The following is a 24983-nucleotide window of genomic DNA, read 5'->3' as shown; positions in this document are numbered from 1 at the left end:
CCTTTTGCGACTTGTGCGCGCTTGTTGTGATGCCTAGCGTGAAGTGCTTTCTCGAAGCAGGAAGCATGCACATGAATTACCGTTTAGCGCTGGCCATCCCCTGCCTGATGGCTGGCTTGCAGGCTTGCACCATGCAGGATTGTGCCAGCCTGCGTCCGCAGGATGTTGTCCAGTGCCATATTGGCAAGGTGCGTCAGGCACCCTTGGAAGCGGTATTGCTCGAGCAAACCTCCGAGCCTGGTTATGTGTTTCGTCGCTTGCAGATGGTTTCCCAGGTTTGGGAGCCAGCGCCGGTGGTTGAGCCGCGCCGCTGGGAGCATGATGTCGAGCTGCATATCCCGCACAATGCCGTGCCCGGCAAAGCCTTGCTGGTGGTGAACAACGGTGTACGGTTCGGACCGGCGCAAACCCCGGACTATACCCGCGAGGCATTGCGCGAAGTCGCCCTCAAGGCACGGATGGCCGTGGTCATGATCAGCGATGTGCCCAATCAGTACGTGACCTTCAACGATAACGAGAAGCCCTTGCGCGAGGATGACGCCGTGGCCCATACCTGGGCTCATGCGCTTCGCGGCGCCGCGCCGGAATTGCCACTGCACGTGCCGATGGCCGCGGCGGCAAGCCGGGCGATGGATCTGGCCGAGCAAGAGCTGGCAGGGCAAGGGCTCACGGTGGACCGCTTCATTATCACGGGTGCCTCCAAGCGCGGCTGGAGCGCATGGCTCACGGCATTGGCCGATGAGCGGGTGATGGCCATCGTGCCCAGTGTGATCGACGTCGCGGATACTTCGGACATGCTGGCCGGATTGCGCAAGCGCTATGGTGGTCACTGGCCCCTGGCGCTGGGTTCCTACCAGCAGGCTGGTGTCCTGCAACAGCTGGGCACCCCGGCTTTCGAGCAGCTGATGGCGATGATGGACCCGATGCAGTACCTGAACGAGAAAAGGCAGCGTCTGGCCATTCCCAAGTACCTGGTGTCCGCCAGTGGTGACGATTTCTTCGCCCCTGACCCGGTCACCGATTATCAGCAGCGCCTGCCGGGCCAGACCAGCCTCAGGGTATTGCCGAACTCCGACCATGGCGGGGTGCGTCAAGCGGTAGTCAGTACCTTGGTACCTGCGGTGTCGCGCTTGCGCGATGGGGCCCCTCTGCCAAGCGTGCAGGTGTCGCCGAACGGGCAAGGCGGGCAGATGAGCGTCGAATTCTCCGAGCCGCCAGTGGCGGTTAAGGTCTGGACGGCGAGTAACAGCCAGGACCGCGACTTCCGTTTTGCCTGCGGGGTGCGCTACCAATCCGAGACGCTCGCTCCCATGCAGAGTTTCACCCTGCAGCGCACGCCGCCGGCGGTGGGATGGCAGGCGCAGTTCGTCGAAGCGAAGTTTGCTGATGGCTTTATCGCAACCAGCCCGGTCAGCGTGCTGCCGCAGACCTATCCCGGACATCCACCGGCGGAGCAGGGTGGTGCGTGCAGGAGCTTTCCCTCTGGCGGAAAGTAGAATTCTGGCTTGGCACATAATTGGCCAGCAGTGGCCGCTTTGCGGCCCTTCGCGGGCTTGCCCGCTCCCACAGGTGTGTCGCTGAACCCATGATTTGCGCGACCCTTGTGGGAGCGGGCAAGCCCGCGAAGAGGCCCTTGAAGTCTAGCGATCAGCGCCCGACCACCTTGGGCTTGTACGCACAATACCCCGGCCGTGGCCCGACCTTGGGGTGGTTGCGGCAGGTATCCGGCCGCTTGTCATAAATGGTGCACAGCCGGCTTTTACGATCCAGATACAGGCAGTCATCATTGCTCATCCGGGTCAGGGTGAAGATCCCCGACTTCTGGTTGAAGCGTTCGATGATGCCGTCCTTCTGCAGGCGCTTGGCGATGTTCTTCGGCGGTTCGTCTTTCTCGAACTCGTCGACCACGCCGATACGGATCAGATCCTTGATCTTCACCTCCACCGGCAGGGTGCAGCAGGTCGAATGGCAGCCATGACACATGTTGCTGGTGTAGCGCTGCCAGGTCTCCAGGCGGTCGACTTCGGCTGCGGCGATCAGGGTCGTTTTCATCTTTATGGGGTGTATCACGGTCTTGGGGCGCGCGATCATACCGGAATTGTTCAATTTATGAACAACCTTTTGCCGGAATCGCAAAGTGGGCATGAAAACTGCGAACGCTAACTGTCACTCCCTGTCGAAGGGTCTAGGCTCAACAGTCTCCCTCCGTTTTCGTCAACTTGCCCGAGGATGCCGCATGTCCCAGGAACCCAAAGCTCGTGACGCCGAGGTGGCCGAATTTCGCGCCGCTGTACTGGACAAGCTGACCTACGCGGTTGGCAAGGACCCAGAGCACGCCTTCGACCACGACTGGTTCGAGGCCATCGCCCTGGCCGCGCGCGATCACATGGTCGATCACTGGATGGACCACACCCGCCAGGCGTATCGCCGCAGCCAGAAGCGGGTCTATTACCTTTCTCTCGAATTCCTCATCGGCCGGCTGCTGTATGACAGCCTGAGCAACCTGGGCCTGCTCGACATTGCCCGCGACGCATTGGAAGGGCTGAATGTGGACCTGGAGCGCATTCGCCTGCTCGAGCCCGATGCTGCGCTGGGCAACGGTGGCCTGGGCCGCCTGGCGGCGTGCTTCATGGAGAGCATGTCGACCCTGGGCATCGCTGCTCACGGTTATGGCATCCGCTATGAGCACGGGCTGTTCCGTCAGGCCATGGTCGATGGCTGGCAGCAGGAGCAGACCGAGAACTGGCTCGACTTCGGCAACCCCTGGGAGTTCGAGCGCGCCGAGGTGATCTACCCCATCAGCTTTGGCGGCAGCGTCGAAACGGTGCACGACACCCACGGCCAGCAGCGTCAGGTGTGGTGGCCGGGCGAGACCGTGCGGGCGGTGGCCTACGATACCCCGGTGGTCGGTTGGCGCGGGGCCAGCGTCAATACCCTGCGCCTGTGGCGTGCGCGGGCGCTGGAAGAGCTGCACCTGGAACGCTTCAATGCCGGCGACCACCTGGGCGCGGTGGCCGAGGTGGCACGGGCCGAAAGCATTTCGCGGGTGCTGTACCCGGCCGACAGCACCGAGGCGGGCCAGGAACTGCGCCTGCGCCAGGAATACTTCTTCGTCTCGGCTTCGTTGCAGGACCTGCTGCGCCGCCATCTGAACATGCACGACAACCTGCTCAACCTGCCGGATGCGGCGGCCATCCAGCTCAACGACACCCACCCGTCGATCGCCGTGGCCGAGCTGATGCGCCTGCTGGTCGACCAGCATGAGATCCCTTGGGATACCGCCTGGGAGCTGACCGTCGGCACCCTGGCCTACACCAACCACACCTTGCTGCCCGAAGCCCTGGAAACCTGGCCCGTTGCGCTGATGGAACGCATGCTGCCGCGGCACATGCAGATCATCTACCTGATCAACGCCTACCACATCGACGCGCTGCGGGCGAAAGGCCTGCACGACTTCGACGTGTTGCGGGCTGTGTCGTTGATCGAGGAAGACAATGGCCGCCGGGTGCGCATGGGCAACCTGGCGTTCCTCGGCTCGCACAGCGTCAACGGTGTGTCGGCGCTGCACAGCAAACTGATGAAAAGCACGGTGTTCGCCGAGCTGCACAAGCTCTACCCGCAACGGATCAACAACAAGACCAACGGCATTACCTTCCGCCGCTGGCTGTACCAGTCCAACCCGCAGCTGACCGCGATGCTGATCGAGGCGCTGGGCCCTGAGCTGCTGGACGACCCCGAAGGACGCCTGGCCAATCTGGTACCGTTCGCCGACAAGAGCGGTTTCCGCAAGCAGTTCGCCGCGCAGCGCCTGCACAGCAAGCGTGCCCTGGCCAGCATCATCCAGGACCGCCTGGGCGTTACGGTGAACCCCGAGGCGTTGTTCGACGTGCAGGTCAAGCGCATCCACGAATACAAGCGCCAGTTGCTCAACCTGCTGCACACCGTGGCGTTGTACCAGGCCATGCGCAACGACCCCGGTACCGACTGGGTGCCGCGGGTGAAGATCTTCGCCGGCAAGGCCGCGGCCAGCTATCACCAGGCCAAGCTGATCATCAAGCTGGCCAACGACATCGCCCGGGTGGTGAACAACGACCCCACCGTGCGCGGCCTGCTGAAGGTGGTGTTCCTGCCCAACTACAACGTCAGTCTGGCTGAAAGCATCATCCCGGCGGCGGACCTTTCCGAGCAGATCTCCACCGCCGGTTACGAAGCGTCCGGCACCAGCAACATGAAGTTCGGCCTGAACGGCGCGTTGACCATCGGTACCCTGGATGGTGCCAATGTCGAGATGAGCGAGCAGGTGGGTACCGAAAACATGTTCATCTTCGGCCTTACTGCGCAGCAGGTGGAGGCCAGGCGGCGCGACGGTGACTTTGGCGCCAGTGCGGCGATTGCCGCGTCCAGCCGCCTGAACGACGTGTTGCAGGCTGTTCGCAGCGGGGTGTTCTCACCGGACGACCCGTCGCGCTACAGCGCGCTGATCGACGGGCTGGTAGCTCATGACCGTTTCCTGGTGTGTGCCGATTTCGATGCCTACTGGGATGCCCAGCGACGGGTCGAGGAGCTTTGGCACACGCCGCAGGAATGGTGGCGCATGGCGGTGCTGAATACCGCGCGGATGGGCTGGTTCTCCTCGGACCGGACCATTCGGGAATATGCCAGCGAGATCTGGAAGGCTTTGGATTGAGGTAAGCCTGTGCCGGCCTCTTCGTGGGCACGCCCGCTCCCCCAGGATTTGCACAACCTTGGAAATCTTGTGCAGTCCCTGTGGGAGCGGGCGTGCCCGCGAATGGGCCCACAACCAGACCACCGGCCTGGCGCGCGCTGAACTACCGACCTATTGTGCCGTCTGAGAGCCGTTGCGAGTCTCATCACTCGCTAGCCTGCAACTCTCCCTGTAAACTGCGGGGGTTTTTATCCCCCAATCCTTTCGGAGCCATACATGTCCCGCGTTACCCTGAGTCGCTATCTGATTGAGCAGACCCGCAGCAACAATACCCCTGCCGATCTGCGCTTCCTGATCGAAGTGGTGGCGCGTGCGTGCAAGGAAATCAGCCATCACGTGTCCAAAGGCGCCCTCGGTGGCGTGCTGGGCAGCATGGGCACTGAAAACGTGCAGGGCGAAGTCCAGAAGAAACTGGACGTGATTTCCAACGATATCCTGCTGGAAGCCAACGAGTGGGGCGGCCACCTGGCCGGCATGGCTTCCGAAGAAATGGACAACGCCTACCAGATCCCGGGCAAGTACCCGAAAGGCGCCTACCTGCTGGTATTCGACCCGCTGGACGGCTCGTCCAACATTGACGTCAACGTTTCGGTCGGCACCATCTTCTCGGTACTGCGTTGCCCTAACGAATACCTGAGCCAGAACGAAACCCTGAACGAAAAAGCCTTCCTGCAACCAGGCACCCAGCAGGTCGCCGCCGGTTACGCCATCTACGGCCCGCAGACCATGCTGATCCTGACCCTGGGCAACGGCGTCAAGGGCTTCACCCTGGACCGCGAACTGGGCAGCTTCGTCCTCACCCACGAAAACATCCGCGTGCCGGAAACTACCGCAGAATTCGCCATCAACATGTCCAACCAGCGCCACTGGGAAGCCCCGGTTCAGCGTTACGTGGGCGAACTGCTGGCAGGCGAGACCGGCCCGCTGAAGAAAAACTACAACATGCGCTGGATCGCCTCGATGGTGGCGGACGTACACCGCATCCTGACCCGTGGCGGCCTGTTCATGTACCCACGTGACGCTCGCGAACCGAGCAAGCCGGGCAAGCTGCGCCTGATGTACGAAGCCAACCCGATGTCCTTCATCATCGAACAGGCCGGCGGTGCCTCCACCAACGGTTACGATCGCATCCTCGACATCCAGCCAGAAAGCCTGCACCAGCGTGTGTCGGTAATCCTCGGCTCGAAGGAAGAGGTCGAGCGCGTCACCGCCTACCACAAGGAGTAAGTCATGCTCGCACCTTGGCAGCCGTTGCTGGAGTGGTGGTTCGGTTGGGGCACCAGTCCCCAGGCCGTGGCTGACGAGAAGAGCACGCTGTGGTTCGGCAAGCATCATGACGCCGACGCCCATGCGCTGTTTGGCGACCTGGTCGAGCATGCCCTGGCGGGTGGGCTCGACGAGTGGCAGCAAAGCCCGCAGGGCTGGCTGGGCCTGCTGATCCTGCTGGACCAGTTGCCGCGCATGATCTACCGCGACACGCCGCGTGCCTTCGAGGGCGACCGGCGTGCCCAGGTGGTGGCGATGCAGGGTTTGCAGAAGAACTGGGATTACCAACTGCTGCCGATACAGCGGGTGTTCGTGCTGCTGGTTCTGGAACATGCCGAAGTGCTGGACTGGCAGAACCTGTGCGTCGAGCGCTACCAGGTGCTGCTGGACGAGCAACCCGAAGCCAACCGCCGGTTGTTCGAAGGCTTCCTCGACTATGCCGAGCAGCACCAGCGGGTAATTGCCCGTTTCGGGCGCTTCCCGCACCGCAACCTGGTGCTGGAGCGGCCGAGTACCAGCGAAGAGATGGACTTTTTGCTGGAACCTGGGTCCAGGTTCTGAGGTTTCGTGGCCTGCTGCGCAGGCCGTCGCGACGCAAGGCCGCCTCCTGCACGGGGCGGCCTTTTTGTTTGTGCGGGGTAATGCTTTGTGATTAATCGCACAGTAGTGGCCATCCGACCAATGGCGTAGGGGTAGAGGAGGGGGAGCAGGGAACCTGGGAGGGTTTTTACCGTCGAAGGTCACTGCAGGCCACTCGCCTGTATCCCCTCTCCAGGAGTGTCCTTCATGTCGTTGCGTTCCCTCGCCCTGTTGTCGCTGTGCGTCGTCCTGACTGCCTGCAGCAAGATCAACCAGGAAAACTATTCCAAGATCAAGGCCGGTATGAACAAGGCCGAGGTCGAGCAGCTGCTCGGCACGCCGACCGAGTGCTCTGGCGCGCTGGGGATGAGCAGCTGCACCTGGGGGGACGAGAAGAGCTTCATCAGTGTGCAGTACGCGGCTGACAAGGTGCTCATGTATTCAGGGCAGGGTCTCAAATGAGGCGCGTGTATCTGCTGATGGGGGTATGCCTGGCGTTGCTGCTGGGCGGTTGTGCCGGCTCCGTGCACGACCCGCTGGCGCCGAAGACCGCGGGCAACATCGACCTCAAGCGCTACCAGGGCAAGTGGTACGAACTGGCGCGCCTGCCAATGCGCTACCAGACCGGCTGTGAGCAGTCCGAAGCGCACTACAACCTCAGACTCGATGGTAGCCTCGGCGTGCTCAACCGCTGCCGCACCATGGGTGACGAATGGCTGCGCGCCGAAGGGCATGCGAACATCCAGGAGCCAGGGCACACCGACAAATTGTGGGTCGAGTTCGACAACTGGTTCACCAAGCTGGTGCCAGGGGTGGCGAGGGGCGAGTACTGGATTCTGTATGTGGATGATCGCTATCGCACGGCGGTGGTCGGCAGCCCGGACCGCAAGCACTTGTGGCTGCTGTCGCGTACGCCGACGCTACCAGCCTGGGAGCGCGAGAACCTGATGTCCAAGGCCCGGCAGCAGGGTTATGACACCAGCCGGCTGATCTGGCGCGCGTCTGACCAGCAGATCGTCAAGATGCACTGAGGTTCAGAGTAGTTGTGGGTGTGGGCCTACCCGCAACCGCGATTTATGGCACCGGCTTCGCCGGTGTTCGCGGGTAAACCCGCTCCCACAGGTACTGCACAGTATCTGAGTTCAGCGCCTCACCTGTGGGAGCGGGTTTACCCGCGAATGCGATAGAACTGCCGGCAGATCAGCCCAAAAGCTGCCGCAGTACCTCGGCAAACGCCAGCGCGCTTTGCTCTTCCTGCGCATGCCGCCCCTGGCGCACCACCCACTGCCCATTCACCATCACATCCCGCACCTGCCGATCGCCGCCAGCAAACAGCCAGCGGTTGAGAATCGCATCCCCATCGGCCATGGCGATGTAAGGGTCCTGCCCATCGAGCACCAGCCAGTCGGCGCGCTTGCCCACGGCCAGTTCCCCGACCGCCTGCCCCAGCGCCTGCGCACCGCCCGCCAGGGCAGCGTCATACAGCGCTCGCCCGACCATCGGCTGGTCGCCGCGATACAGGCGGTTACGCCGCTGGTCGCGCAGCCGCTGGCCGTATTCCAGCCAGCGCAGTTCCTCCACAACGCTCAGCGACACATGGCTGTCCGAACCAATGCCCATGCGCCCACCCTGCGCCAGGTAGTCCACTGCCGGGAAAATCCCGTCGCCCAGGTTGGCCTCGGTGGTCAGGCAAAGCCCGGCTACCGCGCCGCTGCGGGCCATGGCGGTGACTTCATCCGGCTCTGCGTGGGTTGCGTGCACCAGGCACCAGCGCGGGTCCACATCTACATGCTCGTACAGCCACTGCAACGGGCGCAGGCCGCTCCAGGCCAGGCAGTCGTTGACTTCCTTCTGCTGCTCGGCGATATGGATATGCACCGGGCACTGTTTGTCGCTGGCTGCCAGCACTTCGGCGATCTGCCCGGGCGTCACCGCGCGCAGCGAATGGAAGCACAGACCCAGTTGCTGCGCGGGTTGCGCGGCCAGCAGCGGGGCCAGCTGCGCTTGTAGTTGCAGGTACTGTTCAGTGGAATTTATGAAGCGCCGTTGCCCGTCATTCGGGGCTTGGCCGCCGAAGCCTGCGTGGCTGTAAAGCACCGGCAGCAAGGTCAGGCCAATGCCGCTGTCGGCTGCAGCCGCGCTGATGCGGTGGGACAGTTCGGCCGGATCGGCGTAGGCCCTGCCGGCCTGGTCATGGTGCACGTAGTGGAACTCGGCGACCGAGGTATAGCCGGCCTTGAGCATTTCGATGTACAGCTGGCGGGCGATGACCTGCAGCTGCTCTGGACTGATCTGGCCGACCAGGCGATACATCAGGTCGCGCCAGGTCCAGAAACTGTCGTTGGGGTTGCCGGCGACTTCTGCCAGCCCTGCCATGGCGCGCTGGAAGGCATGCGAGTGCAGGTTGGGCATGCCGGGCAGCAGCGGGCCGGCCAGCCGCTCGGCGCCTTCGGCCGAGGCACCTGGTTCGATGCGGGCCACATGGCCATCACTGGTGACCTCGATGCGAACATGGCTGGCCCAGCCCGTGGGTAGCAGGGCGCGTTCGGCGAAGTAGGCGGACATCGGTGAAAATCCTGTTATTGTTAACTTGTATATACATATACAGGCGTTTGCCTGCCGGGTAAACTGCGGCAAGCTACCGCTCATTCCATTTGCACAAGGATCCAACGCCGTGCCGACACCTCCTGTCTCCGCGCTGGTTGCCCAGATGGGCGAGGGCCCGGCTCCGCTTTACGCCCGGGTCAAACAGATGATCATCCAGCAGATCGACAACGGCAGCTGGCCACCGCATCACCGGGTGCCCTCGGAGAGCGAACTGGTCAGCGAGCTGGGCTTCAGCCGCATGACCATCAACCGCGCCCTGCGCGAGCTCACCGCAGAAGGCCTGCTGGTGCGCATGCAAGGGGTCGGTACCTTCGTGGCCGAGCCCAAGGGACGTTCGGCGTTGTTCGAGGTCAACAACATCGCCGACGAAATTGCCGCGCGTGGCCACCAGCATAGCTGCCAGGTGATTACCCTCACCGAGGAAACGGCCGGTTCCGAGCGGGCCCTGGCCCTGGACATGCGCGAAGGCCAGCGAGTGTTCCACTCGCTGATCGTGCATTTCGAGAACGGCGTGCCGGTGCAGATCGAGGACCGCTACGTCAATGCGGCGATTGCCCCCGACTACCTCAAGCAGGACTTCACCCGGCAGACGCCATACGCCTACCTGTCGCAGGTGGCGCCGCTGACCGAGGGTGAGCACGTGGTAGAGGCAATCCTGGCCGAGCCGGAAGAATGCCGCCTGTTGCAGATCGAGCGGGGCGAGCCCTGCCTGCTGATCCGCCGTCGCACCTGGTCCGGCCGCCAGCCGGTGACCGCCGCGCGGCTGATCCACCCCGGTTCCCGTCACCGCCTGGAAGGACGTTTCAGTAAATGAGTCAGCTGCAGTTGTTGCGTGCGCAGGGCTACCCGCGCATGCCGTGGAAGAACGGTGGCGGTTTCACCGAAGAGATTACCCGCGACAGTGGCGAAGGCCTGGACGGCTTTGGCTGGCGCTTGTCGATTGCCGATATTGAGGAGTCCGGCGGGTTTTCCACCTTCGCCGGCTACCAGCGGATCATCACCGTGCTGCAGGGTGACGGCATGCGCCTGCTGGTCGACGGCCAGGCCAGCAGGCCGTTGCTGCCGTTCGATGCCTTCGCCTTCAGTGGCGAGAGTCAGGTCAGCTGCAAGCTGCTGGGCGGGGCGATCCGCGATTTCAACCTGATCTACGCACCGCAGCGCTACCGGGCGCGGTTGCAGTGGTTCGATGGCACCAGCCGCTTGTACAGTTCGGCGTCGACAGTGTTGCTGTTCGCTGCCAGCAGCCAGGTCGAGGTTGGCATTGCCGGGCGCGAGACGCAGCGGTTGGGGTTGTATGACTGCCTGCGGCTGGAGGGCAATGACCAGTTGCTGGGGTTGGATGTGCAGGGGCGGTTCTGCCTGATCGAACTCGTTTCACGTTGAGATAGCCGGGGGCTGCTGCGCAGCCCTTCGCGGGCTTGCCCGCTCCCACAGGTACAGCGCACGCCTTGAAGGCAGTGGAGCTCTCTGTGGGAGCGGGCAAGCCCGCGAAGGGCCGCGCAGCGGCCCCATTTCTTTTGCCGCTCAGCGGAAAAGTCCAATTATTTTGGTTGTCCATGCTTGTACATACAAGTAAAGGTGTGTTTGTATATCTACCACGACATACCCGCCCGCGGACGACCGCAGAGGACCTTTCCCGTGACCGACAACAACAAATACCGTGACGTTGAAATCCGTGCCCCACGTGGCAACAAGCTGACTGCCAAAAGCTGGTTGACCGAAGCGCCACTGCGCATGCTGATGAACAACCTCGATCCACAGGTCGCGGAAAACCCGAAAGAACTGGTGGTGTACGGCGGTATCGGCCGCGCTGCCCGTAACTGGGCGTGCTACGACAAGATCGTCGAGACCCTGACCCGCCTGGAAGGCGACGAAACCCTGCTGGTGCAGTCGGGCAAGCCGGTCGGCGTGTTCAAGACCCACAGCAACGCCCCGCGCGTACTGATCGCCAACTCCAACCTGGTACCGCACTGGGCCAACTGGGAACACTTCAACGAACTGGACGCCAAGGGCCTGGCCATGTACGGCCAGATGACCGCCGGCAGCTGGATCTACATCGGCAGCCAGGGCATCGTCCAAGGCACCTACGAAACCTTCGTCGAAGCCGGCCGCCAGCATTACGGCGGCAGCCTGAAAGGCAAGTGGGTACTGACCGCCGGCCTGGGCGGCATGGGCGGTGCCCAGCCACTGGCCGCCACCCTGGCCGGTGCCTGCTCGCTGAACATCGAATGCCAGCAGAGCCGCATCGACTTCCGTCTGGAAACCCGCTACGTCGACGAGCAGGCCACTGACCTCGACGACGCCTTGGCACGCATTGCCAAGTACACCGCCGAAGGCAAGGCCATCTCCATCGCCCTGCACGGCAACGCTGCTGAAATCCTGCCAGAGCTGGTCAAGCGTGGCGTGCGCCCGGACATGGTCACCGACCAGACCAGCGCCCACGACCCGCTGAACGGTTACCTGCCAGCCGGCTGGACCTGGGAACAGTACCGCGACCGTGCGCAGACCGAGCCGGCTGCAGTGGTCAAGGCCGCCAAGCAGTCGATGGCCGTGCACGTGCAAGCCATGCTCGATTTCCAGAAGCAGGGTGTTCCGACCTTCGACTATGGCAACAACATCCGCCAGATGGCCAAGGAAGAAGGCGTGGCCAATGCCTTCGACTTCCCGGGCTTCGTGCCGGCCTACATCCGCCCGCTGTTCTGCCGTGGCATCGGCCCGTTCCGCTGGGCGGCGCTGTCCGGTGATGCCGAAGACATCTACAAGACCGACGCCAAGGTCAAGGAACTGATCCCCGACGACGCCCACCTGCACCGCTGGCTGGACATGGCCCGCGAGCGCATCAGCTTCCAGGGCCTGCCGGCACGTATCTGCTGGGTTGGCCTGGGCCTGCGCGCCAAGCTGGGCCTGGCGTTCAACGAAATGGTACGCAGCGGCGAGCTGTCGGCACCGATCGTGATCGGCCGTGACCACCTGGACTCCGGTTCGGTGTCCAGCCCCAACCGTGAAACCGAAGCCATGCGCGACGGTTCCGACGCTGTCTCCGACTGGCCGCTGCTCAACGCCCTGCTGAACACCGCCGGCGGTGCTACCTGGGTTTCGCTGCACCACGGTGGTGGCGTGGGCATGGGCTTCTCCCAGCACTCTGGCATGGTCATCGTCTGCGACGGTACCGACGAAGCCGCCGAGCGTATCGCTCGCGTGCTGACCAACGACCCAGGGACCGGTGTGATGCGTCATGCCGATGCCGGATACGACATCGCCATCGAGTGCGCCAAGGAGCAGGGCCTGGACCTGCCGATGATCACTGGCTGATCGCCACGCTTTGGATCGCATCCCACGAGGGGTGATACTGAACAACAAGAAGGAGCACGCAGGCACTCACAAACGGGCCTGCGGCTCCACGCGATTGGAGTAGTGAAGTGACCGAATTGACCCTCAAGCCCGGCACCCTGACCCTGGCCCAGCTGCGCGCCATCCATGCCGCGCCCGTGCGCCTGCAACTGGACGCCAGCGCCGCGCCGGCCATCGACGCCAGCGTTGCCTGCGTCGAGCAGATCATTGCCGAAGACCGTACCGCCTACGGCATCAACACCGGTTTCGGCCTGCTGGCCTCGACCCGCATCGCCAGCCACGACCTGGAAAACCTGCAGCGCTCGCTGGTGCTGTCCCACGCCGCCGGTGTCGGCGCGCCGCTGGATGACGCCCTGGTGCGGCTGATCATGGTGCTGAAGATCAACAGCCTCAGCCGTGGTTTCTCCGGCATCCGTCGCAAAGTCATCGACGCGCTGATTGCCCTGGTCAACGCCGAAGTCTATCCGCACATCCCGCTGAAGGGTTCGGTGGGCGCCTCCGGCGACCTCGCCCCGCTGGCGCACATGTCGCTGGTGCTGCTGGGTGAAGGCAAGGCCCGCTACAAGGGCCAGTGGCTGCCAGCCACCGAAGCCCTGGCCGTGGCCGGCCTCGAGCCGCTGACCCTGGCCGCCAAGGAGGGCCTGGCCCTGCTCAACGGCACCCAGGCGTCCACCGCCTATGCCCTGCGTGGCCTGTTCCAGGGTGAAGACCTGTACGCCGCTGCCATCGCCTGCGGCGGCCTGAGCGTCGAAGCCGCACTGGGCTCGCGCTCGCCGTTCGATGCGCGCATCCACGAAGTGCGTGGCCAGCGCGGCCAGATCGACACCGCTGCCTGCTTCCGTGACCTGCTGGGCGACTCCAGCGAAGTGTCGCTGTCGCACAAGAACTGCGACAAGGTTCAGGACCCGTACTCGCTGCGCTGCCAGCCGCAGGTCATGGGCGCCTGCCTGACCCAGCTGCGCCAGGCCGCCGAGGTACTGGGCATCGAAGCCAACGCCGTGTCGGACAACCCGCTGGTGTTCGCTGCCGAAGGTGACGTGATTTCCGGCGGTAACTTCCACGCCGAGCCGGTGGCCATGGCCGCCGACAACATCGCCCTGGCCATCGCTGAAATCGGTTCGCTCAGCGAGCGCCGTATCTCGCTGATGATGGACAAGCACATGTCCCAGCTGCCGCCGTTCCTGGTGGAAAACGGCGGGGTCAACTCGGGCTTCATGATCGCCCAGGTCACCGCTGCTGCCCTGGCCAGCGAGAACAAGGCCCTGTCGCATCCGCACAGCGTCGACAGCCTGCCGACCTCGGCCAACCAGGAAGACCACGTGTCGATGGCCCCGGCTGCCGGCAAGCGCCTGTGGGAAATGGCCGAAAACACCCGTGGCGTGCTGGCCATCGAATGGCTGGGCGCCTGCCAGGGCCTGGACCTGCGCAAGGGCCTGAAGACCTCGGCCAAGCTGGAGCAGGCGCGCCAGGCGCTGCGCAGCGAAGTGCCGCACTACGACCGTGACCGTTTCTTCGCGCCCGACATCGAAAAGGCCGTGGAACTGTTGGCCAAGGGTCGCCTGACCGGCCTGCTGCCGGCTGGTGTGCTGCCAAGCCTGTAATGCCCCCAGGGGCCGCTGTGCGGCTCATTGCCGGCAAGCCGGCTCCCACAGATGGAGATGCGACACACCATCTCTGTGGGGGCTGGCTTGCCGGCGATTGGGCTGCAAGGCAGCCCCCCTCGATCTCACGACCACAAAAACAATTTAAGGACGTGACATGCAACAAGCTCAAGGTCTAAAGCGCGGGCTAAGTGCCCGCCACATCCGTTTCATGGCCCTCGGTTCCGCCATCGGCACCGGGCTGTTCTACGGTTCCGCCTCGGCCATCCAGATGGCCGGCCCGGCTGTGCTGCTGGCCTACCTGATCGGCGGCGCCGCCGTGTTCATGGTCATGCGCGCCCTCGGCGAAATGGCTGTGCACAACCCGGTCGCCGGTTCGTTCGGCCACTACGCCAGCACCTACCTCGGCCCCATGGCCGGCTTCATCCTCGGCTGGACCTACGCCTTCGAGATGGTCATCGTCGCCATCGCCGACGTCACTGCCTTCGGTATCTACATGGGCTTCTGGTTCCCGGAAGTGGCCCGCTGGATCTGGGTGCTGGGCATCGTCTTCCTGATCGGCGGCCTCAACCTGTGCAACGTCAAGGTCTTTGGCGAAATGGAATTCTGGCTGTCGCTGCTCAAGGTCGGCGCCATCGTGGCGATGATCCTGGCCGGCCTCGGCATCATGGCCTTCGGCTTCAGCCAGGTAGGCACCGGGCAGGCCGTGGGTGTCAGCAACCTGTTCGACCACGGCGGCTTCATGCCCAATGGCGTGGGTGGCCTGATCGCCTCCTTTGCCGTGGTGATGTTCGCGTTCGGCGGTATCGAAATCATCGGCGTCACCGCCGGTGAGGCCAAGGACCCGCAGCGGGTCATCCCCAAGGCGATCAACGCCGTGCCGCTGCGCATCCTGCTGTTCTACGTGCTCACCCTGTTCGTGCTGATGTGCCTGTTCCCATGGCCGCAAATCGGCAGCCAGGGCAGCCCGTTCGTGCAGATCTTCAGTAACCTGGGCATCGGCTCTGCCGCCGCAGTGCTGAACATCGTGGTGATTTCCGCCGCGATCTCGGCCATCAACAGCGACATCTTCGGCGCCGGCCGCATGATGTACGGCCTGGCCCAGCAAGGCCACGCGCCGCGCGGCTTCAGCAAGCTGTCGAAGCACGGCGTGCCGTGGATGACCGTGGTGGTGATGGGGGCTGCGCTGCTGATCGGCGTGCTGCTCAACTACCTGATCCCGGAGAACGTGTTCCTGCTGATCGCCTCGATCGCTACCTTCGCCACCGTGTGGGTATGGCTGATGATCCTGCTCACCCAAGTGGCCATGCGCCGCAGCATGAGCCGTGAACAAGTGGCCCAGCTACAGTTCCCGGTACCGTTCTGGCCTTACGGCCCGGCCATGGCCATTGCGTTCATGGTGTTCATCTTTGGCGTGCTCGGTTACTTCCCGGATACCCAGGCGGCACTGCTCGTCGGCGTGGTCTGGGTGGTGTTCCTGGTGGCGTCCTACCTGCTGTGGTGCAAGCCGCGCGCAGGGCAGGGCAAACCGGTAGCGGAACCGGCCGAGCTGCACCGCTAAGTACAGGAGTCAATGTATGAGAACCGTCTGGCAGCACTGCCATGTGGCAACCATGGCCGAGGGCCGTTACTCGGCCATCGAGGACGCGGCCATCGTCACCAACGCCGGGCTGATCGAGTGGATCGGCCCACGCGTCGAGCTGGCGTCGGTCGATGCCGAGCGTACGGTGGACCTGGGCGGCGCCTGGGTCACCCCGGGGCTGATCGACTGCCACACCCACGCGGTGTTCGGTGGCAACCGCAGCGGTGAGTTCGAGCAGCGCCTGCAGGGTGTGAGCTATGCCGAAATCGCCGCACAGGGCGGTGGCATCGCCAGCACCGTGCGGGCCACCCGTGCGGCCAGCGAGGACGAGCTGTTCGCCAGTGCTCGCCAGCGGGTCCAGGCGTTGATGCGCGATGGCGTGACCACCATCGAGGTCAAGTCAGGCTACGGCCTGGACCTGGCCAACGAGCGCAAGATGCTGCGTGTGGCCCGGCGCCTGGCCGACGAGTTGCCTCTGGCGGTGCGCGCCACCTGCCTGGCAGCCCATGCCTTGCCGCCGGAATACGTCGGCCGGGCTGACGACTACATCGCGCACATCTGCGATGAAATGCTGCCGGCCCTGGCCGCCGAAGGCCTGGTGGACGCAGTGGATGCCTTCTGCGAACACCTGGCGTTCTCCCCGGCCCAGGTCGAGCGGCTGTTCATCAAGGCGCGCGAGCTGGGCCTGCCGGTCAAGCTGCACGCCGAACAGTTGTCGTCGCTGCACGGCTCCAGCCTGGCTGCGCGCTACCAGGCGCTTTCGGCTGACCATCTGGAATTCATGACCGAGGAAGACGCCATTGCCATGGCAAAAGCCGGCACGGTCGCCGTGCTGCTGCCGGGCGCGTTCTACTTCCTGCGCGAAACCCAGCTGCCGCCGATGGACGCCTTGCGCCGCCACGGCGTGAAGATTGCCCTGGCCAGCGACCTCAACCCCGGCACCTCGCCAGGGTTGTCGCTGCGGCTGATGCTGAACATGGGCTGCACCTGCTTCCGCATGACCCCGGAAGAAGCCCTGGCCGGTGTCACCGTGCACGCCGCCACTGCGTTGGGCCTGGGCGACAGCCACGGCTCGCTGGAAGTGGGCAAGGTCGCGGACTTCGTCGCCTGGCAGATCGAACGCCCCGCCGACCTGGCCTACTGGCTGGGCGGCGACCTGCCCAAGCGCGTGGTGCGCAAGGGCCACGAGATTTCCAACTGAGTGAGGCACGATGGACAAGGTACTGAGTTTTCACCAGGGGCGCCTGCCGCTGCTGATCAGCATGCCCCATGCCGGCCTGCAACTGTCGCCGGCGGTAAGAGACGGCCTGGTCGACCAGGCGCGCAGCCTGCCGGACACCGACTGGCATATTCCACGGCTGTATGACTTTGCCCGTGAAATGGGCGCCAGCGTGGTGGCGGCGGAGTATTCGCGCTTCGTCATCGACCTGAATCGGCCGGATGACGACAAGCCGTTGTACGCCGGTGCCACCACTGGCCTGTACCCGGCCACGCTGTTCGATGGCGAGCCATTGTTCAAGGACGGGCTGGTGCCGACAGGCGAGGAGCGCAAGCAGTATCTGGAGCAGATCTGGCGCCCCTACCACGACACGATTCGTCGCGAGCTGGCGCGGCTGCGCGAGCAGTTCGGCTACGCCCTGCTGTGGGACGCCCATTCGATCCGTTCGCTGATCCCGCACCTGTTCGACGGCAAGCTGCCGGACTTCAACCTGGGTACCTTCAACGGCGCCAGCTGCGACCCGGCCCTGGCCGAACGGCTGAAAGAGGTGTGCGCCCAGGCCCAAGGTTACAGCCACGTGCTCAATGGCCGCTTCAAGGGCGGGCATATCACCCGGCATTACGGCGATCCGGCCAACCACATCCATGCGGTGCAGCTGGAGCTGGCGCAGAGCACTTACATGGAAGAAGCCGAGCCGTTCGCTTACCGCGAAGACCTGGCACGGCCGACACAGGAGGTGTTGAAGCAGCTTCTGCAGGCAGTGCTGGACTGGGGCAAGGCGCATTACGGGCGGTGAAGTTCGCCAGTAAGAATGGCGACGCGATGCAGGTTGTTCGCGTCGCCAGTCACTACTGCTCAGTTGTTGTTGATCTGCTTGATGGTAAGTTCGCGCAGTAGCTCCTTCTCTTCCTGCTCCTTGTCATCTTGCAGGCCTTGCTGCAAGTTCAACTCGTCCTGAAGCGAGTGGTCCTTGCTTGCCAGCTCAAGCACCCGCAGGCGGAAACGTGCTTCTATTTCGGCGAAGCGGTCGGCAAATTCGGCTCGCAGACGCGTGGTCCAATCCGTATTCGCCAGCATGTATCCGACCAGTGCATCGCTCAGTTCACTTTTCCGAACCTTTTCCAGCACACTGGATAGCTCGTCCCGCGCCAGGTTCGCAGCACCTCGAAAACGCATGCTATCGGCGATCGGCAGGTCCAGTTCCCTGGCCAGTTCCCGGCGGTAGGCCAGACGTACCGAGACCAGGTCACCCGGGCCAGTCCGTTGGTTGGCCAGCAGCTCCAGCTGTTCGATCCGGAAAAGCTGCAATAGCCGACGACGCAGTGCTTGCAGGGAATCGCCGGCGTCGACCAACAGGCGTTGGCTCATCAGGTACAGTTCAATATTGTTGAACTCCTGCAGCGCTCCGTCATGGCAGGTCTGCGAGCCGGTTACCGGGTCTGGCAATGCCGCTGCGGCGATGCTCTCCATGATCGGGCGTTCGGTTTCGTTGCTTGCAGCCACCACCAGCATCAAGCGCACCCGTTCGCAGAAGGTGGCTTGCGTATTTGGGTCAAGGTATGGGGCGGCATTGTGCAAACGGCCCACCAGACGCAACAGATCACTACCTTCGAGCCGCTCCCAGCAGTCCTGCAATGCGGCATTCTGTGCTTCGCTACCCAGCATCCAGTCCTTCAGCCTGGGCGTATCATCGCCCAGCAGTGGGAAGTGAAGGTGGTCGAGAGATCCTTCGCTGGAAGTATCGAAGAACATCAGGTCGTCGGGGATATCCAGGGCAAAGGAATAGCTGTGCTGGCTGTCCGAGAAGCTGCGTACCCGCAGGATGGTTTCAGGAGGCAGCGGGTTGTCGAACAAGGCGATCGACGAGATTGGCATGGGATTGTTCAGGTTCGTCAGGATGTGCTCGGGCAACTGGGTGATGTTGTTCGAGCTCAGGTCCAGAAGTTCCAATGGCAGCAAACTGTCACACCAGCTGGGCCAGGCTTGGAGGTTCATGTTGGTCAATGCGAGTGACTGCAGGTTGCTGGCCAGCGATGCGGGCACATGGTCGATGTTGCCTGCACGGTTGCCCGACAGGTCCAGCGAGGTCAGGTTTCGCAGCCCTGCGAAAATGTCCATCATGGCCTGGTCGACCTCCAGCCCCATGTTGCGAAACTCCAGGTAGGTGAGTTGGGGAAGGCGAGCCAGGGCAGATGCCAGCGAGGGCATGGCGGCCTGGTGTGCATCGATGGTCAACCGGCTGATGTTAGGGAACCGGCTGAGTAGTTCGTCGAGCTGCGAGGCGCTGCCCCGCAACCGCGTCAGGCTGAGCGCGTGTACGCGGGCGCCGAAGAACGCTGGAAGCCGCCTGGGGAAATGCTCGATGGCCACGTCCTCGAGTTGCAGGCGCAGGTATGACTGGCCCTGCTCCTGTTGTTCCCAGAATTGATCGATCGCTGACGCGATACGTTGCCTGTCCGTCAGTGCGGCCTGGGTCAATGGGTTGCTCGAACTGGATGCCTGGGCCCAGCCATCGATCGCATCGCGCATCTGCCGTCGCTCATCGCGAATGCGTGCGAGTTGTTCGGACATTGCCTCTGGCTGGTCCGTGGTGATGCCCGAGGTGTCGACGCGCTCGTTCAGCAACAATCGCTGCAGGTGAGATTCATTGATGCTGTTGCCTTCCAGCGAGATCACCGGTGGGGTGGTCAGCATGTCCGCTTCATGAAGCAGGAACGAGGGCAAAGACCTGAGATTGTTGTGGCGCAACGACAGGTGGGCAATGCGCGCCAGGGCGTCGCTGCCAATCCCGATCGGCCATTGGGCCAGCTGCATCTGGTCCAGGCCCAGGTAGTCCAGGGTCAACTCATGGAAACTTGGCCTGTTGCTCTGCGCCAGCCGGTTACCACTCAGGTCCAGGTATCTCAATTGGCGAAGCCCTGACAGCAGGTTCAGGTCGCTTTCGGAGAGCGCCATGTTCTGGTTGGTGAGCACCAGTCGTTGCAAGCCTGGCAGGTACTCGGTGATGGTGGGCACGCTGAACAGGAAGGGCGAGGGCGTTGCCCTGGGGTCAAACGGACGGCTGATTTCCAGCGACTCGATCTGCGGCATCTGCCTGAGCAGGCGTTGCAGCAGGCGCTCGTTTTGCGCCCAGCCCGCCAAGGACCCTGACGGTAAGTCGATCAGGCTCAGGCTGCGCACGCGTGCGTTGAAAAAAGCGGGCAAGGTGAGGGGCACATCGGCAAGGGGGACGCGGGCGATACGCAGTTCCGTGGTGGGCCCGGTGCTCTCGTCCAGCGCAGTGTCGTACCAGTGTTGCATGATCGAGTCACGCAGGCTGTCGTAGTCCTGTGCTGCTTGGTCGCTTGCCGGCGAAATGGCTTCACTCCAATCGTCCAGGCTGCTTTGCAGCTCGTTGCGCTGCTCCAGTAGTGTCTGCAAATGTTCGAATATCTGCAGTTGCGTACGGCCGCGGCTGGCAAGTGCCTGCAGAACCTGAGCCGCCGAGCGGCCGGTGCGTTCGGCGAGCCCTGTGGCTTCGATAGCTTCGAACAGCTGCTGGCGGGTGATGCCATGGGTGGCCGGGCCGCCGCCACTGAGTGGGTAGCCCAGGCGGCCATCAGCCAGGCGCATGGGAGAACGGTAGCCTGGGCGTACGGGCTGCATGCCCAGCAGCACCCTCAAGGCCGGGCGAGGCAGCAACGGGCTTTCCTGTACAAGGCGCTGCAGCGCTTGCTGATCGGCGACGTCCATGCTTGCCATGGCCGCTGGCAGTGCCTCGTACAATGCAGCGTAAAGGCTTGAATACACCTTGACCGCCGCGCTGGGCAGGCTTTCGTCGTGGACGATGTACCCTGCCTGGGCATGGGTGATGGTCTTGAATGGGCGGGTGTCCAGTGTGCCTATGGCATGATCCTGGGTCGGCCAGGACATGCGCTGGAGCAGCCGGAGCCTGGTCTGTGCAGGCCAGCCTGGCAAGCGTTCGAGCGTATGCACGATCAACAGGTCGCTATCCCAGTTCGGCACGCTGGACAGGTACAGCCCTTCGCAGGCGCGGGCAAGGCGAATTTGTTGCTGGTAGATGCGGGCCTCTTCGGCAAGGCGCAGTGGTACCTTGCCGTTGTCGAGTATCTGCAGTTCGTTGGCACTGGCCTCGCGCGCCAGCTCATTGGCGACTGCTGACGGCAATTTCGGATACGCCCTCTGGATGGCCTCGGCGCCCGGCGCTAGGTCGCGCGAAAGGCCGGCGTAGGCCCTGGCAAACTCAGCGGGCCGAGTGCTCTCGTCCGCCAGCTGGCGGACCGTTTCGTCCAGCTTGAAACGTTGCAGGGTGTCTTCCAGCAAGGCCGGCAGCCGCTGGCTTTCGGCCAGGGCGCGGCGCAGCTCGTCTTCGTGTACGCCGCTGACGGCGATAATCCGTTGCAGCGTCGGCTCGTCGAAGTGCCCACTCAAGTGGCCGATGCGGCGCAGGAGTGTCATGCCCGACCAACTCAGTGGCTTATCGGTAACGTGCAACCATGCTCCGGCACCGTTGTGCCGCACTGGCGGCTGGTAACGGCGAGGACTTGCAGGGTGTTGCAAACGATATTCGCCAGTCGTTGGCGTTTGGCTGACGATGTACTGATTGCCCTGCAGTACCAGCCAGCGTTTGCCTTGGTGATGCCGTAGGCCCAGTTCGTCCGGTACCAGGTCATGGGGCAGCGTCTCGTGACTCCGGTAGGGCGTGAGGTCGGGTTTCCACAACCGCGTCTGACCATCGGATGTTTCCACGTCTTCCAGTTCTTCGATGAATGAAGGCGTTTCTACCGGAATACGGGTTATCCCTGGCTCCTCATCCTCTGGCTCTTCAATCTCCGGCCCTTCCAGCGACGTGCCGGTTTCGCTGCCGTGCAAGCCTCTCAAAGCTTTGGCTGCTGCGCTGAGGGCGGCCATGATGGCCACGTTTTCGATCACATCGACCAGATAGCCATAGGCAGTATCACGTTCGTCGTTTTCCCAGGCGTCGATCCCTTCATACACCTCATGGGCCAGCTGGGCCAGGCAAACAGCAAGCATTGCCTCGCCAAGCCCTGGCACGAAGAAGCCGGCGATGTTCAAGGCCGTGAGCACACGGCCGGCAATCAGCTCTCGGTGGGCTTGGGCGGTGCGCCGATCGACGATTTCGGTTGGCGTGGCGTGGAACAGCACATCCTTCTCATGACGCTGGGTCTTCTGGAACGTCATCACGCCCTGGAAGGCGTGGCTGAAAGGCTTTTTGACCGGATACAGGGTGGCGTGCGGATCCGGAACACGCTCATGCAGGCCGCGGGCACTCCAGGCCAGGGGCATTAGCCGATCCTTCAGACGGGTGGTTATCGGCGCCTTGTCGCGGTCGGCGAGGTGCCTGTCCAGGTAGCCGATATCGGCCTGGAGCCTGTCGCGCAACTCTTCGTTCATGGCTTCCTGGCTGGCGAATTCCTTGAGGGGCGTGGTGCTGTCTTCGGGGATGTACAGCGCCACTGCGTGATGCTCTTCAGCTTGCAGGGTGATGAGCACAACGCCGGTCAGCTCGGCTTCCCACAAGTCGAGCAGGCTGAACGTCACCGGCGAAGAGGGCGATGGCGCCTGGTCAAGTGGCGTGGCAAGAGCGGCGGAATATAGCGCCTCGCTGATATCCCCCTTGAGGCGGGCGAAATGCAGTGATTGCCGGAATGCCGATACCTCTGCACGCCCCAGTGTTTCATAAACGGCCAGTGCGGCTTCATCCGCGCCGAGTGGCGGCGTGGCCGCTGGATAGTAGATGGCATGTACCTGTTGATGGTATTTGCCGCCGATATCCAGCGTACGACACAAGTCGGCGAAATCTTCGGCGGCGATATCCAGTGCATTGTTGATCGGCACGGTGCCCATGAAGCGCCGGTGATCGACTATGACCGACCTCTTGAGCAGGGAGGCGGGCGCGTCCATGCCATGTTCGGCAGCGGCATCCTGGTCGAAGTTGTGCAAGGCGCAGTGCAGCAGCGAGCGTGTAGCCCGGTCGACGGCCTGGCGGCTGTCGATGGCATTGGTCGTTTCGATCTGGCGGGCATCGACGAGGTAGGTGTTGCGCACGTCCAGGTCAAGCCTGAATCGCTGCTTGATGGCTTCGGTGAGTGTCTTGGTGGCGTACGCTTCCAGGGTTGGAAGCTTTTCGAACAGCTTGTGCACCTGCACCTGGTGCTCGCGGTGACGTGCGTGCTCTTCCTGCCATGCCTTGGCGACTTCCGGTTGTTGCTGGATTGCCGTCGACAGCCAGGCAGGGGCTTGATGTCAGTTGCGCATCGCGCTCTGGGTTTCTGGCGGAGCCTGCTTGAGCCAGGTGGGGATTCTGCGCTCGATGGTGGCGTAATGAACACTAGGTACGGCAGTGACTGCAGTTGGCATGGCGAAGCCCTTGCTTGATTTGGGGCGAGGGACTATCGCGGGCCTGTCTGAGCTGCTGGAGGTAGATATATGTGCCCTCGAGGTGCGGCGGCATCAGCGCGGGCAGTGCTCAAAGCGCAATTCAGGTTTATGATGGCCCACGGCCGAATAATCCTCACACGGAGTGCGCAATGCAGACCCTGTACCCGCAGATCAAACCCTACGCCCGGCACGATCTGGCCGTGGAAGCGCCGCATGTGCTGTATGTCGACGAAAGCGGCTCGCCAGAAGGTCTGCCGGTGGTATTCATCCACGGCGGCCCGGGAGCCGGTTGCGACGCCCAGAGCCGCTGCTACTTCGACCCGACCCTGTACCGCATCATCACCTTCGACCAGCGCGGCTGTGGCCGTTCCACGCCGCACGCGAGCCTGGAGAACAACACCACCTGGCACCTGGTCGAGGACCTCGAGCGCATCCGCGAGCACCTTGGCATCGACAAGTGGGTGCTGTTCGGCGGCTCGTGGGGCTCCACCCTGGCGCTGGCCTACGCCCAGACCCACCCCGAGCGGGTGCATGGCCTGATCCTGCGCGGCATCTTCCTGTGCAGGCCCCAGGAAATCCAATGGTTCTACCAGGAAGGCGCCAGCCGCCTGTTCCCCGATTACTGGCAGGACTACATCGCGCCGATCCCGCCGGAGGAGCGCGGTGACCTGGTCACGGCCTTCCACAAGCGCCTGACCGGCAACGACCAGATTGCCCAGATGCACGCGGCCAAGGCCTGGTCCACCTGGGAAGGCCGTACCGCCACCCTGCGCCCCAATCCGCTGGTGGTCGACCGCTTCTCCGAGCCGCAGCGTGCACTGTCGATCGCCCGTATCGAATGCCACTACTTCATGAACAACGCCTTCCTCGAGCCGGACCAGCTGATCCGCGACCTGCCGAAGATCGCCCACCTGCCGGCCGTGATCGTGCATGGCCGCTATGATGTGATCTGCCCGCTGGACAACGCCTGGGCGCTGCACCAGGCCTGGCCGAACAGCGAACTGAAGGTGATCCGTGACGCTGGCCACGCGGCTTCCGAGCCGGGCATCACCGATGCCCTGGTGCGTGCCGCCGACCAGATGGCCCGGCGCCTGCTCGACCTGCCCCTGGAAGAAGCATGAGGGGCCTGCTGCAGCGCGTGCGTGGTGCGCGGGTGGAAGTAGAGGGGGAGGTAGTGGGTGCCATCGACCAGGGTTTGCTGGTGCTGGTGGCCGTCGAGCCTGAAGATTCCCGTGAGCAGGCCGACAAGCTGTTGCACAAGTTGTTGAACTACCGGGTGTTCAGCGACGAGCAGGGCAAGATGAACCTGTCGCTCAAGGATGTCGGGGGAGGTTTGTTGCTGGTGTCGCAATTCACCCTGGCGGCAGACACCCGCAACGGCATGCGCCCGAGCTTCTCGACGGCAGCGCCACCGGCCCTCGGCGCCGAGTTGTTCGACTATCTTTTGCAGCAGGCGAAGGCCCGGCACGCTGATGTGGCAAGCGGGCAATTCGGCGCAGACATGCAGGTGCACCTGGTCAATGATGGCCCCGTAACATTTATGTTACAAATATGAGGTTAAAAAACCCCTTGTTCACAGGAAAACAAGGGGTTTTGTACGATAAATAGTTGTTCCAGCCTGATGCGTTGTCACGCGACCTGCTGGATATT

Annotated in this window: 18 protein-coding genes; 15 read left to right on the top strand and 3 right to left on the bottom strand. The window is 63.3% G+C overall.

Annotated features, from left to right (window positions below; all coding sequences use genetic code 11):
- Positions 1–71: 71 nt before the first annotated feature.
- The gene (locus KDB76_RS26660) at positions 72–1496 is read left to right on the top strand and encodes a PhoPQ-activated pathogenicity-related family protein (protein WP_038410199.1); all 1425 of its coding nucleotides are present in this window, start codon (positions 72–74) and stop codon (positions 1494–1496) included.
- A 151-nt stretch (positions 1497–1647) separates the two neighbouring features.
- Here KDB76_RS26660 and KDB76_RS26655 read toward each other — a convergent pair whose 3' ends face one another.
- Positions 1648–2052 (bottom strand): YkgJ family cysteine cluster protein, encoded by a 405-nt coding sequence (locus KDB76_RS26655; protein WP_003259873.1) that lies wholly within the window; start codon positions 2050–2052, stop codon positions 1648–1650.
- 184 nt (positions 2053–2236) lie between these two features.
- Between KDB76_RS26655 and KDB76_RS26650 the strand changes: the two genes are divergently transcribed.
- The 5 genes from KDB76_RS26650 to KDB76_RS26630 all read left to right on the top strand — a co-directional run bounded on the left by KDB76_RS26650 (position 2237) and on the right by KDB76_RS26630 (position 7602).
- Positions 2237–4687 carry a glycogen/starch/alpha-glucan phosphorylase gene (locus KDB76_RS26650; protein ID WP_038410198.1) on the top strand — a complete coding sequence of 817 codons (2451 nt, stop codon included), beginning with the start codon at positions 2237–2239 and terminating at the stop codon, positions 4685–4687.
- Between the two features lie 255 nt (positions 4688–4942).
- Entirely contained in the window at positions 4943–5953 is a 1011-nt protein-coding gene (locus tag KDB76_RS26645; protein WP_013974568.1) for a class 1 fructose-bisphosphatase, read from the top strand.
- A gap of 3 nt (positions 5954–5956) precedes the next feature.
- Entirely contained in the window at positions 5957–6553 is a 597-nt protein-coding gene (locus KDB76_RS26640; protein ID WP_013974567.1) for a DUF924 family protein, read from the top strand.
- Between the two features lie 225 nt (positions 6554–6778).
- The gene (gene bamE, locus KDB76_RS26635; protein WP_003249234.1) at positions 6779–7033 is read left to right on the top strand and encodes an outer membrane protein assembly factor BamE; all 255 of its coding nucleotides are present in this window, start codon (positions 6779–6781) and stop codon (positions 7031–7033) included.
- Positions 7030–7602 carry a lipocalin family protein gene (locus KDB76_RS26630; RefSeq protein WP_003259870.1) on the top strand — a complete coding sequence of 191 codons (573 nt, stop codon included), beginning with the start codon at positions 7030–7032 and terminating at the stop codon, positions 7600–7602. The genes bamE and KDB76_RS26630 overlap by 4 nt, the downstream gene beginning before the upstream one ends.
- 169 nt (positions 7603–7771) lie before the next feature.
- Here KDB76_RS26630 and KDB76_RS26625 read toward each other — a convergent pair whose 3' ends face one another.
- Complete coding sequence (locus KDB76_RS26625) at positions 7772–9136, bottom strand: formimidoylglutamate deiminase (RefSeq protein WP_013974564.1); 1365 nt, start codon at positions 9134–9136, stop codon at positions 7772–7774.
- 145 nt (positions 9137–9281) lie between these two features.
- Here KDB76_RS26625 and hutC point away from each other — a divergent pair, with 145 nt between their 5' ends.
- From hutC to hutG, 7 genes are all read left to right on the top strand, one after another.
- Positions 9282–9992, top strand: coding sequence for a histidine utilization repressor (gene hutC / locus KDB76_RS26620; protein ID WP_013974563.1), 711 nt, complete (start codon positions 9282–9284; stop codon positions 9990–9992).
- The gene (locus KDB76_RS26615; RefSeq protein ID WP_013974562.1) at positions 9989–10561 is read left to right on the top strand and encodes a HutD family protein; all 573 of its coding nucleotides are present in this window, start codon (positions 9989–9991) and stop codon (positions 10559–10561) included. The genes hutC and KDB76_RS26615 overlap by 4 nt, the downstream gene beginning before the upstream one ends.
- A gap of 255 nt (positions 10562–10816) precedes the next feature.
- A complete protein-coding gene (hutU, locus tag KDB76_RS26610; protein ID WP_038410197.1) occupies positions 10817–12490 on the top strand; it encodes a urocanate hydratase in 1674 nt (557 codons plus the stop codon).
- Positions 12491–12597: 107 nt separating this feature from the next.
- The gene (gene hutH, locus KDB76_RS26605) at positions 12598–14130 is read left to right on the top strand and encodes a histidine ammonia-lyase (protein ID WP_038410196.1); all 1533 of its coding nucleotides are present in this window, start codon (positions 12598–12600) and stop codon (positions 14128–14130) included.
- 157 nt (positions 14131–14287) lie between these two features.
- Positions 14288–15691 carry an amino acid permease gene (locus KDB76_RS26600; RefSeq protein WP_023663049.1) on the top strand — a complete coding sequence of 468 codons (1404 nt, stop codon included), beginning with the start codon at positions 14288–14290 and terminating at the stop codon, positions 15689–15691.
- Between the two features lie 16 nt (positions 15692–15707).
- Positions 15708–16913: an imidazolonepropionase gene (hutI, locus tag KDB76_RS26595; RefSeq protein WP_013974558.1), complete on the top strand. Its 1206-nt coding sequence runs from the start codon at positions 15708–15710 to the stop codon at positions 16911–16913.
- A gap of 10 nt (positions 16914–16923) precedes the next feature.
- A complete protein-coding gene (hutG, locus tag KDB76_RS26590; protein WP_013974557.1) occupies positions 16924–17727 on the top strand; it encodes an N-formylglutamate deformylase in 804 nt (267 codons plus the stop codon).
- Positions 17728–17786: 59 nt separating this feature from the next.
- On the opposite strand, the gene KDB76_RS26585 is transcribed toward hutG, so the two are convergent.
- Positions 17787–23102, bottom strand: a complete 5316-nt coding sequence (locus KDB76_RS26585; RefSeq protein ID WP_249206212.1) for a DUF6543 domain-containing protein — start codon at positions 23100–23102, stop codon at positions 17787–17789.
- 380 nt (positions 23103–23482) lie between these two features.
- Between KDB76_RS26585 and pip the strand changes: the two genes are divergently transcribed.
- Positions 23483–24454, top strand: a complete 972-nt coding sequence (gene pip / locus KDB76_RS26580) for a prolyl aminopeptidase (RefSeq protein ID WP_013974556.1) — start codon at positions 23483–23485, stop codon at positions 24452–24454.
- Entirely contained in the window at positions 24451–24888 is a 438-nt protein-coding gene (gene dtd, locus KDB76_RS26575) for a D-aminoacyl-tRNA deacylase (protein WP_038410195.1), read from the top strand. The genes pip and dtd overlap by 4 nt, the downstream gene beginning before the upstream one ends.
- Positions 24889–24983: the final 95 nt, after the last annotated feature.

It is taken from the genome of Pseudomonas sp. JS425 (genome assembly GCF_018223845.1).
Lineage (GTDB): Bacteria > Pseudomonadota > Gammaproteobacteria > Pseudomonadales > Pseudomonadaceae > Aquipseudomonas > Aquipseudomonas asiatica.
Note: the sequence above shows the minus strand (reverse complement) of the source record. Positions and strands in the feature narration are given on the sequence as shown.

Coding starts and splice junctions, on each gene's coding strand:
- KDB76_RS26660 (WP_038410199.1), top strand. CDS start 72: ATGAATTACCGTTTAGCGCTGGCCATCCCCTGCCTGATGGCTGGCTTG.
- KDB76_RS26655 (WP_003259873.1), bottom strand. CDS start 2,052: ATGAAAACGACCCTGATCGCCGCAGCCGAAGTCGACCGCCTGGAGACC.
- KDB76_RS26650 (WP_038410198.1), top strand. CDS start 2,237: ATGTCCCAGGAACCCAAAGCTCGTGACGCCGAGGTGGCCGAATTTCGC.
- KDB76_RS26645 (WP_013974568.1), top strand. CDS start 4,943: ATGTCCCGCGTTACCCTGAGTCGCTATCTGATTGAGCAGACCCGCAGC.
- KDB76_RS26640 (WP_013974567.1), top strand. CDS start 5,957: ATGCTCGCACCTTGGCAGCCGTTGCTGGAGTGGTGGTTCGGTTGGGGC.
- bamE (WP_003249234.1), top strand. CDS start 6,779: ATGTCGTTGCGTTCCCTCGCCCTGTTGTCGCTGTGCGTCGTCCTGACT.
- KDB76_RS26630 (WP_003259870.1), top strand. CDS start 7,030: ATGAGGCGCGTGTATCTGCTGATGGGGGTATGCCTGGCGTTGCTGCTG.
- KDB76_RS26625 (WP_013974564.1), bottom strand. CDS start 9,136: ATGTCCGCCTACTTCGCCGAACGCGCCCTGCTACCCACGGGCTGGGCC.
- hutC (WP_013974563.1), top strand. CDS start 9,282: ATGGGCGAGGGCCCGGCTCCGCTTTACGCCCGGGTCAAACAGATGATC.
- KDB76_RS26615 (WP_013974562.1), top strand. CDS start 9,989: ATGAGTCAGCTGCAGTTGTTGCGTGCGCAGGGCTACCCGCGCATGCCG.
- KDB76_RS26600 (WP_023663049.1), top strand. CDS start 14,288: ATGCAACAAGCTCAAGGTCTAAAGCGCGGGCTAAGTGCCCGCCACATC.
- hutI (WP_013974558.1), top strand. CDS start 15,708: ATGAGAACCGTCTGGCAGCACTGCCATGTGGCAACCATGGCCGAGGGC.
- hutG (WP_013974557.1), top strand. CDS start 16,924: ATGGACAAGGTACTGAGTTTTCACCAGGGGCGCCTGCCGCTGCTGATC.
- pip (WP_013974556.1), top strand. CDS start 23,483: ATGCAGACCCTGTACCCGCAGATCAAACCCTACGCCCGGCACGATCTG.
- dtd (WP_038410195.1), top strand. CDS start 24,451: ATGAGGGGCCTGCTGCAGCGCGTGCGTGGTGCGCGGGTGGAAGTAGAG.